This is a genomic window from Xanthomonas sp. NCPPB 3761 (genome assembly GCF_041475705.2).
Classification (GTDB): Bacteria; Pseudomonadota; Gammaproteobacteria; order Xanthomonadales; family Xanthomonadaceae; genus Xanthomonas; species Xanthomonas phaseoli.
Map to the genome: position 1 here is coordinate 52,827 of NZ_JCAQNX010000002.1, position 10,727 is coordinate 63,553.

At 61.5% G+C, this 10,727-nt stretch carries 11 protein-coding genes and 4 pseudogenes; 11 read left to right on the forward strand and 4 right to left on the reverse strand.

What is annotated here, in order from left to right:
- Positions 1-24 precede the first annotated feature (24 nt).
- Positions 25-576 (reverse strand): annotated as a pseudogene (locus ACCQ00_RS22175) (lytic transglycosylase domain-containing protein); the annotation flags it as partial.
- Between the two features lie 73 nt (positions 577-649).
- Positions 650-1,126 (reverse strand): hypothetical protein, encoded by a 477-nt coding sequence (locus ACCQ00_RS22180; protein ID WP_039575298.1) that lies wholly within the window; start codon positions 1,124-1,126, stop codon positions 650-652.
- 1,551 nt (positions 1,127-2,677) lie between these two features.
- Between ACCQ00_RS22180 and ACCQ00_RS22185 the strand changes: the two genes are divergently transcribed.
- The 6 genes from ACCQ00_RS22185 to ACCQ00_RS22210 all read left to right on the forward strand — a co-directional run bounded on the left by ACCQ00_RS22185 (position 2,678) and on the right by ACCQ00_RS22210 (position 5,973).
- On the forward strand, positions 2,678-3,091 hold the full coding sequence (locus ACCQ00_RS22185) for a hypothetical protein (RefSeq protein WP_226982528.1): 414 nt from the start codon (positions 2,678-2,680) through the stop codon (positions 3,089-3,091).
- Positions 3,088-3,729, forward strand: coding sequence for a hypothetical protein (locus ACCQ00_RS22190; protein ID WP_039583376.1), 642 nt, complete (start codon positions 3,088-3,090; stop codon positions 3,727-3,729). Before ACCQ00_RS22185 ends, ACCQ00_RS22190 begins: the two co-directional genes overlap by 4 nt.
- A 141-nt stretch (positions 3,730-3,870) precedes the next feature.
- The gene (locus ACCQ00_RS22195) at positions 3,871-4,182 is read left to right on the forward strand and encodes a hypothetical protein (RefSeq protein WP_039573986.1); all 312 of its coding nucleotides are present in this window, start codon (positions 3,871-3,873) and stop codon (positions 4,180-4,182) included.
- Positions 4,179-4,409: a hypothetical protein gene (locus ACCQ00_RS22200; RefSeq protein ID WP_039573988.1), complete on the forward strand. Its 231-nt coding sequence runs from the start codon at positions 4,179-4,181 to the stop codon at positions 4,407-4,409. The genes ACCQ00_RS22195 and ACCQ00_RS22200 overlap by 4 nt, the downstream gene beginning before the upstream one ends.
- Before the next feature lie 43 nt (positions 4,410-4,452).
- Entirely contained in the window at positions 4,453-4,773 is a 321-nt protein-coding gene (locus tag ACCQ00_RS22205) for a hypothetical protein (protein ID WP_007968840.1), read from the forward strand.
- Positions 4,774-4,932: 159 nt separating this feature from the next.
- Positions 4,933-5,973 carry an acyltransferase family protein gene (locus ACCQ00_RS22210; protein ID WP_039573995.1) on the forward strand — a complete coding sequence of 347 codons (1,041 nt, stop codon included), beginning with the start codon at positions 4,933-4,935 and terminating at the stop codon, positions 5,971-5,973.
- Between the two features lie 103 nt (positions 5,974-6,076).
- Here the strand turns inward: ACCQ00_RS22210 and ACCQ00_RS22215 are convergent.
- A pseudogene (locus ACCQ00_RS22215) lies at positions 6,077-6,205 on the reverse strand (IS5/IS1182 family transposase); the annotation flags it as partial.
- A gap of 40 nt (positions 6,206-6,245) precedes the next feature.
- Between ACCQ00_RS22215 and ACCQ00_RS22220 the strand changes: the two are divergent.
- The 5 genes and pseudogenes from ACCQ00_RS22220 to ACCQ00_RS22240 all read left to right on the forward strand — a co-directional run.
- Positions 6,246-6,959 (forward strand): annotated as a pseudogene (locus ACCQ00_RS22220) (IS256 family transposase); the annotation flags it as partial.
- A gap of 37 nt (positions 6,960-6,996) precedes the next feature.
- Positions 6,997-8,223: an IS256-like element ISXax1 family transposase gene (locus ACCQ00_RS22225; protein ID WP_011345585.1), complete on the forward strand. Its 1,227-nt coding sequence runs from the start codon at positions 6,997-6,999 to the stop codon at positions 8,221-8,223.
- Positions 8,224-8,260: 37 nt separating this feature from the next.
- Positions 8,261-8,809, forward strand: a pseudogene (locus tag ACCQ00_RS22230) (IS256-like element ISXax1 family transposase); the annotation flags it as partial.
- A 98-nt stretch (positions 8,810-8,907) separates the two neighbouring features.
- Positions 8,908-9,195, forward strand: coding sequence for a hypothetical protein (locus ACCQ00_RS22235; RefSeq protein WP_080576246.1), 288 nt, complete (start codon positions 8,908-8,910; stop codon positions 9,193-9,195).
- 85 nt (positions 9,196-9,280) lie between these two features.
- Entirely contained in the window at positions 9,281-9,586 is a 306-nt protein-coding gene (locus tag ACCQ00_RS22240; RefSeq protein ID WP_052761675.1) for a hypothetical protein, read from the forward strand.
- 41 nt (positions 9,587-9,627) lie between these two features.
- Here the strand turns inward: ACCQ00_RS22240 and ACCQ00_RS22245 are convergent.
- Positions 9,628-10,715, reverse strand: a protein-coding gene (locus tag ACCQ00_RS22245) for an IS3-like element ISXac2 family transposase (protein ID WP_099770635.1) whose coding sequence is annotated in 2 segments (ribosomal slippage) — positions 9,628-10,463 and positions 10,463-10,715 — 1,089 coding nt in all. Because the reading frame shifts where the segments join, the coding sequence is not laid out codon by codon here.
- Between the last annotated feature and the right edge of the window lie 12 nt (positions 10,716-10,727).

Genomic DNA, 10,727 nt, shown 5'->3' on the forward strand with positions numbered 1-10,727 from the left:
GTCTGCTAATGGGCGGGGGGATTACCGCGCCGGCTCAGCGGCCGGAAGGTGGGCCGGCGGCGACGTGCGCGCGCCGATCGCCGGCACGACCTGTATCGCCTTCGGCACCACCCTGGCGCTCGCGAGTACCTTCTGCACGTAGCTCGGCTGGCCCGCCTTGTCGGGCCGGAAGCCGCGCGAGAAATTACCGGAGTAGTAGCAAGAGAACGCCGCGTGCAGCGGGTCTTTCTCGCTGGTCAGCTTGGCCGACGCACGCGCGTAGCAGTCTTGCAGGATCTTCGATCCCGCACGCAGATTGGCGCAGGCGTCGAACGCCTGCGCATATGTCAACTTGTACTTCGGAAGGTTGCGCCGATTGACCTGGGCGATGCCCAGTGAAAAGTTCCAGCCGCCCGCTTCCAATTGCTGCGCAGTGGCGACGGCTTCCTCAAGATTTACGGGTTGACGGGCTAGTCGCCCGTCAACCACGCCAATCGCATACGGGTTGAAACCCGACTCGACTTGCACCAGCGCTGCCATCGTCTGCGGCGCGACGGTCGGTGCGCACTGCTGCGCAAGATCCATGAACTCCAGCAACATATGGCCTCCATCGTTGGGTCTGGAGACCAGAATAACATATATTAGTAAATACAGTTATGACATATTGGCTTCAGCTTTTTGCCAGTTTGGCGTTGGCCGGCATATCCCCAACAACCGCCATCGGTCGAGCCTCGCCCGGTAATCCCTGGTTGCGGAGCAGAGTAAATCCGTCCAACGGATCTTTCTCCAACAATAGATCGTTGAGACGTTTCAAGTCCTTAAACATTCTCGGTCTGTCGCGATTCCTCCGAGTGGTCAAATACCACTCCTTGTCGCGCTCGCCAAGAAGTTGCGCTAGAACGTAGTAAGCCTCTGGTACCCCCATAGGTTTGATCTGTTTAAGAAAACCACCCTTTCTATCTGCAAATTTTGCAGTGACGTAAAAACCGCTCGGCGTTTCAAATACCTTGATGTGATTCACAATATTATATTGGGCGGCCAACTCTAGATCACTCTCCAAAATAGAATTAGACAGGGTGCAGGGTGGGTAAACGGGTGGTAGGGCGGCTCCCATGAGGCGGTCGCGATCTCGGTCTCGGTCGTTCATCTTAAAATTTTCCTATCCTACTGCCAAAGCACCGCATATTGGTAATCTATTTGCATCATTTCGGTTCCATGGTCCGCTCAGAGAACGAGCTGGCTGGCTCACCCCATCCCCCGACCTGCGGGCAGGGGATGGGGACGGGCTTTCGTAAACCGAACCCGGCTGTGCCGGTTTCGGCCCTTCGGGCTTCAATCCCTTTCGGGTCCGGCGAACAGCAAGGAACGCCGGTAGTGCTCGGCGGCTTACCCTCACTGCGCGAAACGCGAACCAACATGCATAAATCTGCATCCCCAAACTGCCGCGCTACATGGCCACACTGTACTATGTTGGCTACAAAAATGTAATTTTCGATATGGAAGTGTCACCAAGAAGACGAAGCCTGGCGCAATACTGGCAGAGCGAAGCAAGGCATTGCCCTGCAAAGGAATTTAGCAGGCGCGCCGCGCCGCTTACCGACAAATCTGCTTGTTCCATCGTGAATTTGTCGTCACCGTCTCAGTAAGGAGCGGTGAGCGGCGCCGCGCCTGCCGTGGCGGCTGAAATTGGCGACTGCCCACATACCCACCGCCTCGCTGCGGGTGCCATAGAAGGCCCCTGCGCAGACCGTGGATATGTGGACAGCGCCGGCGGCGCTGGTGCGCCTTGGTGACGACCAAGCAGGCGTCGCCGGCGAGATCCGTGACCAAGGATTGGCGACAGCCTGGCGGTTGGCCAGATCGAGGCCTGTCGCCAACGTGCCGGTCGGCATGTGTCACCAACGTCGTCGCCAGCGCCGACGACCAGGTGCCCGCTCCGGGGTGTAGGGGGGAACCCCCTACGGACAACGCTTCACCCGCGCACGCGCGGCTTCAGCGCCGAGGACAACGCTCCCGCCGCCGGCAGGGAGCCGCCCTCACCCTCCCCCTGCAAACCCGCTTTTGATGGCACCGCCGCCAGGCCGTCCCCGGCTTGTCCACGGCCGGTGCGCAGCGCCGCCCCCCGGGGCCCGGAGACCTCCGTATCGGAGGGTCCGGGGGAAGCGGTGGGCAAGCTGGGGGCGGGCGTCCTCGCACCCGCCACGCAAGACAGTTGCAGCGCTGGCGCGCCACACGTTCCGCGCTCGCGCGCAAGACAGTTTCAGCGTGCCGATCGCACGCCGGCCAGTGCGGCCGCCCTGCCCTGCAGAACGGCCACCAGCTCGATCACCGAGGCGATCACCAGCGGCGGCCGCACACGGCCGCAGAACCGCGCCTGCGGCTCGCCGGAACGGCTCTACCTGCCCGTCGCTGACGCGACGCGCACACGGTCCACGGGACCGCTCCCAAGCGTCGCCGGTGGCGTGCTGCATCGCTGAGCCCCTTTCGCCTGCCCTGAACGGTAGTCCGGGCGCTGCGCGCGCATCCAGGGCACCGCTTCGCTGATCCGCTCACCCGGTCCCTGCGCTGCGCTCCGGGCTGCGGCTTCCCGTCTCTCCCTGGACACCCGCTTGACCCGGCCGACCTACGGGCAACACGGCGAAAGGCACTCAGCGAAGCAATGTCCAACTCCCCCCACAACAGCAAAAGGAGCGTCCCAATGAACCTAAACACGTCCGCGCTGAAGCGCGATACACAAGATCAAAAGCCGGCTCCTGCATCTAGCAAAGCAATGTGGATAGACGCGAAGGACATCAAGCCGGGTGACGTGCTGCTGGGCATGTTCAACGGGGTGGCTGCGCGCCGGGACAACGTGCAGGAAGTGCGGGCCGGGTGGTGGTGCCGCGTGTACGTGCTGGCAAACGGTGGTTACGACGTGATGACCTATCGCGCCGATGCCCGTGTCTACATCGAGCGCGGTCCTCTCTTCCACATCGAGGCCGTCAGCAAGCACAGCGGCGAGCGCCTGCGTCTGACCCGCTATCCGATGAGCCGCCAGCAATGCGAGACCCTCATGGGCACGATCAGCCGTCATCCCTCGCGCCGCATCGAGCTGGTCGAGGTGCAGGCATGAGCATCTTCGACGCTGACGACCTGGTGACCAGCACCCTCGCGCCCGTCATCACGATCCGACCGGAGATCCGCACCATGAACCGCTTGAAGAAGACCCGCTATATCCCCGCCAACGCCGAGGCCCGCGAGTTCCCGCAGGCCGGCGTTGTCGCCTACTGCTACGTCAGCGGCGTGCGCTACGCCCTGCTGGCCTACAAGGGTCGGCAGATCCGCGCCGCTCTCAACCTGGCATTCACCACGGCCGAGCAGCGCGATAGGCACCTGACCAGCTACATCGAGCGGCAGACCGCGAATGAGAACGCCAAGCGAGAGCGCCGCGAAACCGGCCACGGCTTGGCGGTGGGTGACATCGTGTATGAAACCTACGGCTACGAGCAGACGAACGTGCACTTCTACGAAGTCACGCGCGTACCGTCCGCACGCTCCGCCGTGGTGTGCGAGATCGAGGCCGAGAAGACCGAGGCCGGCGAGAAGGCCATGGCCGGCACCGCCGTGCCTCGCCCCGGTGTCTTCAAGGCTGGCGCCATGCCGCGCATGCACCGCGCCGCCTATTTGCACGTCCTGAGTAGTGGCGCCGGCCACCACCGCAACCTGTCCAAGTGGGACGGCAGGCCCAAGAATTACAGCTCCTATTATTAACCTTGCTATTGGCTGAATGTGCGAGCGCGAAAACATCATTTCGCGCCGCGCTTCGCCACTTTCGTTAGCCAATATGATATAATTTGGCCACAAGAAAACTGCGGATTGGTCGCCCACCCGCAGCCACCACAAGAGCGAAGCATGAACGTCAAGCCTGCCGAAGTGCCTGCCATCGTCGCGGAACTCATGGCCAAGTACGACACCGCCCGAAGCCGCGCGATCCAGGCGCAGGGCTCCCAATTCAACGAAGCCGCGTTCCACGCCTGGTTCACCCAGCAGGTGCAGGGACCGGAAGCGCTGGCGGCTACTGCCGGCAACCTGGCGGCCGCACTGATGATCGCCCGAGACTACATGGACGACCACACCGGCCAGCACGAAGACATCGCGGCCGTAGATGCCGCTTTGGCGCACTACAACGAACTCGTCGCCCTCTCTCAGAAGAAAAAGCAATGAACATCGAGCCGATCGAACTCGCCGCCATCCTCGCAGGCCTTCGCCTGCTTCAGCGGCACGACGCGCTGCCGGCTGACATCGATTCCATTCTGACCGACGCCGGTCCGCGCATCACCGAGAGCGACATCGACGCGCTGTGCGAGCGCATCAACGCCGGCGACTTGGTGCCTGCCAAAGCGGTTTCCACGTTGGTCAAGGCAGCGCGGGACACCCGGTCGCTGTCCTGATCCCGCACCAGCCAAGCGTCACTCACAGCTAGGAGTAATCCGCATGTCGAACTATCAGCAAATCCATGGTTTCACCGCCGCCGGCGACGAACGTTTCCGGACCTTCATCGCGGCCCACTTCGCCGATAATCCGTTCATCGCCGCGCACTACCATGGCGATCCCGAGGAAGCGCGCCGTGACTGCCTCAGTGTGTTGGAAGACAACTTGAATGGCGCCGGCGGCCCGCTGACCTGGGGGCTTCTGTCGCCCAGCAGTCCGGGCGATCTGCCCCACAGCTTCACGGTGGACCTCGATGAACTCATCATCGCGGACGTGGACAACGGCGACGAGGACGACGCCGACACCGCCGCCTCGGCGGCCTAGGGAGGCGCCATGCAGCAGTCCATGACGCTTAGCGATTCCCTGCCGCCCCCCATGCAAGCGCACTCATGGGGTAAGCTCACCCCCGGCCGTTGAAGACAAATTCCCTCATATGTCACGCAACCCCTGTTTCCCGCAGCTCACGATCCGCAGGAACGATCGATGAACTCCGCACAGCGCATCGATGCGCTCACCGGAATTCGCGGACTGGCCGCGTTGCTAGTGGTCTATTCGCATCTTGCGGAAGACGGATTCTTCTCGCGTAGCCATCTGTATCCGGGCGAAGTGGGCGTCATGGTGTTTTTCACCCTGAGCGGATTCCTGATGGCCTTTCTCTACGGCCACAAGCAATTCGACTACTCTTCCGTGGTGCGCTATGGCATCTCGCGTTTTTCGCGGATCGCTCCGGCCTATCTGTTTGTCGTGATCGGCTCCTACCTGATCTACAACCTGATCGACCCATCGTTCGTCTACGCGATCACCCATCACAACTTGCTGCGTCACCTGTTGTTCTCCGGCAACGTGTCCGCGCTGTGGAGCATTCCACCGGAGGTGCAGTTCTACGCGGTGTTCGTGGTCCTGTGGTTCGCACTGTGGAAATTCAGAAACCAAGGCAACGCCTCCGTGCTTGCAATCGTCCTGACCGCGATTTTTCTGCTGATCTCCTACCGCGACCAACTGCCCGGCACCTTTGTCGGCTCCAAGATGCAGTACTTCTTCTCGGGCGTGCTGTTCGGGTTGTTCCGCAATCAAGCCTGGTCCGACAAGGGTATGCGCACGCTTGCGTTGCTGCAAGGCCTGACGCTGATCGTTATCGGCTTGGTCATCGCAAGTATCCTGCCGGTGGAATTCGGCAGCAAGCGCGAGTTCTACAACTATCTGGAAGGCGCGTTGTTCTCGGGCATCTTCGTGTTCATGTTCTCCTTCGATACACCGCTGAGCAAGCTGCTGTTCGGCTATCGGCCGATCATGATGTGCGGCGAGTTCAGCTTCTCGATGTATCTGCTAAATATTCCGGTGATCTATGTCGCCATGAAATTACTGGGCGACCAGGCGCATACCCCGGCCATGGCCGCGCTGATCACCTTGGTGGTTTTCTTGCTGGCATGGCTGATGTATCGCGTCATCGAGCTGCCCGGTAACACGCTGTTGCGGCGCATTGGAACCAGGCTTTCCGAAGCGCGTCCGTTAGGGATGGTCTGATCAATGCGGCCAGAGGATGCGTCGACCCGCATCGGTAGCGCTGACTACGCTCACACCTTCGGTTTTTCGCTGTTTCCAGCGCATTCTCGGGGCGTTCTCCCCATTACAGGCACAACTTCCCAACGGCAGGCATCAACTGCTTCCGCTTCAGCCACAGGTTCGACAGCGCAAAGAGCGTCAGCACCTGCGCGGTGTTTTTGACCAGGGGGCGTGTCCTAGATTTTGTGTAACCGGGCCACAGGCAGGAGACTGCCACCTAACCCGGAGACACCATGAGCCCACGCACACATGAGGTACCCGACGAGCTGCTTAGCAGCCTGTTGGTCAACTACACCAAACCCGAGGATCTGATCGGCGAGAACGGCCTGCTCAAGCAGCTGACCAAGCGGTTGGTGGAGCGGGCGCTGGACGCGGAGATGACCGAACACCTCGGTCATGACAAGCATGAGCCGGTCGCCAACGCGGCCGGCAACACGCGCAACGGACGCAGCCGCAAGACGCTCAAGGGCGAGTTCGGCGAGCTGCCGATCGAGATTCCGCGTGATCGCCACGGCAGCTTCGCGCCACAGCTGATCCCCAAGCACCAGACCCGCTGGGCCGGCTTCGATGACAAGATCTTGTCGTTGTACGCGCGCGGCATGACCGTGCGCGAGATCCAGTCGCACCTGGAGGAGATGTACGGCACCGAGGTGTCGCCGAGTCTGATTTCCTCAGTCACCGATGCGGTCGTCGAGGAGGTCAAGGCGTGGCAGGCGCGGCCACTGGATCCGGTCTATCCGATCGTCTATCTGGACTGCATCCACGTCAAAGTGCGCGAGGGCGCGGTGCGGGTCAAGGCGGTGTACCTGGCCATCGGCATCACCATGGGCGGCGAGAAGGAAGTGCTGGGCCTATGGCTGGCGCAGGCCGAGGGTGCCAAGTTTTGGCTGCAAGTCGTGACGGAGCTACGCAACCGCGGGGCGTGTCCTAGATTTTGTGTAACCGGGCCACAGGCAGGAGACTGCCACCTAACCCGGAGACACCATGAGCCCACGCACACATGAGGTACCCGACGAGCTGCTTAGCAGCCTGTTGGTCAACTACACCAAACCCGAGGATCTGATCGGCGAGAACGGCCTGCTCAAGCAGCTGACCAAGCGGTTGGTGGAGCGGGCGCTGGACGCGGAGATGACCGAACACCTCGGTCATGACAAGCATGAGCCGGTCGCCAACGCGGCCGGCAACACGCGCAACGGACGCAGCCGCAAGACGCTCAAGGGCGAGTTCGGCGAGCTGCCGATCGAGATTCCGCGTGATCGCCACGGCAGCTTCGCGCCACAGCTGATCCCCAAGCACCAGACCCGCTGGGCCGGCTTCGATGACAAGATCTTGTCGTTGTACGCGCGCGGCATGACCGTGCGCGAGATCCAGTCGCACCTGGAGGAGATGTACGGCACCGAGGTGTCGCCGAGTCTGATTTCCTCAGTCACCGATGCGGTCGTCGAGGAGGTCAAGGCGTGGCAGGCGCGGCCACTGGATCCGGTCTATCCGATCGTCTATCTGGACTGCATCCACGTCAAAGTGCGCGAGGGCGCGGTGCGGGTCAAGGCGGTGTACCTGGCCATCGGCATCACCATGGGCGGCGAGAAGGAAGTGCTGGGCCTATGGCTGGCGCAGGCCGAGGGTGCCAAGTTTTGGCTGCAAGTCGTGACGGAGCTACGCAACCGCGGGGTGCAGGACATCTTCATTGCCTGCGTCGATGGCCTGAAGGGGTTTCCCGAGGCGATCGAGGCGGTGTTCCCGCAGACCACCGTGCAGCTGTGCATCGTGCACATGGTGCGGCACAGCCTGAACTACGTCTCGTGGAAACGCCGCGCCGAGGTTGCCGCCGATCTCAAGCGCATTTACGCCTGCGCCACCGTCGAGGAGGCCGAGCAGGCACTGACCGAGTTCGAGGCCAAGTGGGACGCCCAGTACCCGCCCATCAGCCAGTCATGGCGGCGCAATTGGTCACGACTGATCCCGTTCTTCGACTACCCACCGGAGATCCGCAAGGTGATCTATACGACCAACGCCATCGAGTCGGTCAACATGAGCCTGCGCAAGCTGACCAAGAACCGCGGCGCGTTCCCCAGCGACGAAGCCTTGATGAAACTGTTCTACCTGGCTCTGCGCAACATCACCAAGAAATGGACGCTGCCGATCCGCGACTGGAAGGCTGCGCTGAACCGCTTTACGATCCAGTTCGAGGGGCGACTTCCTCAGCGGTAACCCAAACCACGGTTACACAAAATTCTGCACACGCTCCAACCGCGGGGTGCAGGACATCTTCATTGCCTGCGTCGATGGCCTGAAGGGGTTTCCCGAGGCGATCGAGGCGGTGTTCCCGCAGACCACCGTGCAGCTGTGCATCGTGCACATGGTGCGGCACAGCCTGAACTACGTCTCGTGGAAACGCCGCGCCGAGGTTGCCGCCGATCTCAAGCGCATTTACGCCTGCGCCACCGTCGAGGAGGCCGAGCAGGCACTGACCGAGTTCGAGGCCAAGTGGGACGCCCAGTACCCGCCCATCAGCCAGTCATGGCGGCGCAATTGGTCACGACTGATCCCGTTCTTCGACTACCCACCGGAGATCCGCAAGGTGATCTATACGACCAACGCCATCGAGTCGGTCAACATGAGCCTGCGCAAGCTGACCAAGAACCGCGGCGCGTTCCCCAGCGACGAAGCCTTGATGAAACTGTTCTACCTGGCTCTGCGCAACATCACCAAGAAATGGACGCTGCCGATCCGCGACTGGAAGGCTGCGCTGAACCGCTTTACGATCCAGTTCGAGGGGCGACTTCCTCAGCGGTAACCCAAACCACGGTTACACAAAATTCTGCACACGCTCGGACTCGGGAATAGTCCTTGCATGTCCTGCTTTGCACGCTACGTGCGAAACAGGTTGAGCCAATGAAACTTCGTATTCTGTTGCTTGTGCTTGCTATGACCGGTGCACCAGCAGTGCTTGCCAAAAAGCCAGCGCCAACGCTGTCAGACACTCAGGTAAGGGCTGTGCTGATTAGCGAATCGATCAGGTCGTATCCCGGGAACTGCCCCTGTCCCTACAACACAGCCAGCAATGGGAGCAGCTGCGGCCGTCGTAGCGCGTATAGCCGTGGCGGCGGTTATTCCCCTCTGTGTTATCCCAAGGATGTAACGACCGAAATGGTTACTGATTACCGCCGAGGAGCGCACTGAAGCTTCAACTGAAGGCGATCAGTCCGTCAAGTTGGCTCCCGTCGTGACGCTAACGATGTATCAAGCAAAAAATATCGAGATACTCATGAAAAAGGCAAAAATCACTTTTGCGGTACTCGCACTGCTCGCATCTGTTGCAGTGTCAGCCCAGACACATGTCAAAGGCTACTATCGCGCCAACGGCACCTACGTGCAGTCCCACTATCGCAGCGCCGCCAACAGCACGACGCTCGATAACTATTCGACACGCGGGAACGTCAACCCCTACACCGGCCAGGCTGGCACAGTGGATCCGTACAAGGCGCAAAGTACCTACCGCCAGCCCGCTCCGCAACCAACCTACACCCCATCTGATACCGTGCCAGCCAATCCATACAACTCCGGCTACTGATAGGGTAATCCCCCCACTTCTAGCGGTCGCCAGAAGTGGAGCTAAGCGGCCATCGCCAACTTCATGGCAGGCGTGATGCCGCCGAGCGCCATATTCGGACGCTCGTGGTTGTACGTCCATAGCCAGCGGGTGGCTTTGTCCTGCACCTGGTCGATGGTGTCGAACAGGGTTTGGGCGAGCCAGGCGTAGCGGATGGTGCGGTTGTAGCGTTCAACGTAGGCGTTCTGCTGTGGCTTGCCCGGCTGGATGTGCTCGACCCGGATACCATGCCGCTGCGCCCAGGACAGCAACGCGCCACTGATGTATTCAGGGCCGTTGTCGCAGCGGATCACGGCGGGCTTGCCGCGCCACTCGATGATCTGCTCCAGCGATCGGATCACACGGGCTGACGGCAGCGACAGATCCACCTCGATCCCCAGCCCCTCGCGATTGAAGTCGTCGAGCACATTGAACAGCCGGAAGCTGCGGCCGTCGGCCAACTGGTCGTGCATGAAGTCCATCGACCAGACCTGGTTGATAGCCTCCGGCACCGCCAGAGGCTCGGGCCGCTCACGCACCAGCCGCTTCCTCGGCTTGATCCGCAGGTTCAACTCCAGCTCGCGGTAGATCCGGTAGACCCGCTTGTGATTCCAGCCAAAGCCCTTCACGTTGCGCAGGTACAGGTAGCACAGGCCAAAGCCCCAGTCGCGATGGGCGGTCGTCAGGCGGACCAGCCAGTCGGCGATCCGGGCGTTCTGCTCGCTGGCCTTGGCCTGGTAGCGGAAGCAGGTCTGGCTCACCGCGAAGGCCTGGCAGGCGTGGCGGATGTTCGTACGCCCGCTCGTGACTGCCGATTGGGCCATCTCGCGTCGCTGAGATGGCCTCACCATTTTTTTGCGAGCGCTTCCTTCAGCAGGTCGGTACTGAGCTGCGCCTCGGCGTACATCTTCTTGAGCCGGCGGTTCTCCTCCTCCAGCTCCTTCATGCGCGCGACCATGGACACGTCCATGCCGCCGAACTTGCTGCGCCACTTGTAGAACGTGGCCGAGCTGATGCCGTGCTCGCGGCACAGCTCCGGCACGGGCGCACCGGCCTGGGCCTGCTTGAGCACGGCGATGATCTGGCTGTCGGTAAAGCGGGACTTCTTCATGGAACCTCCTCG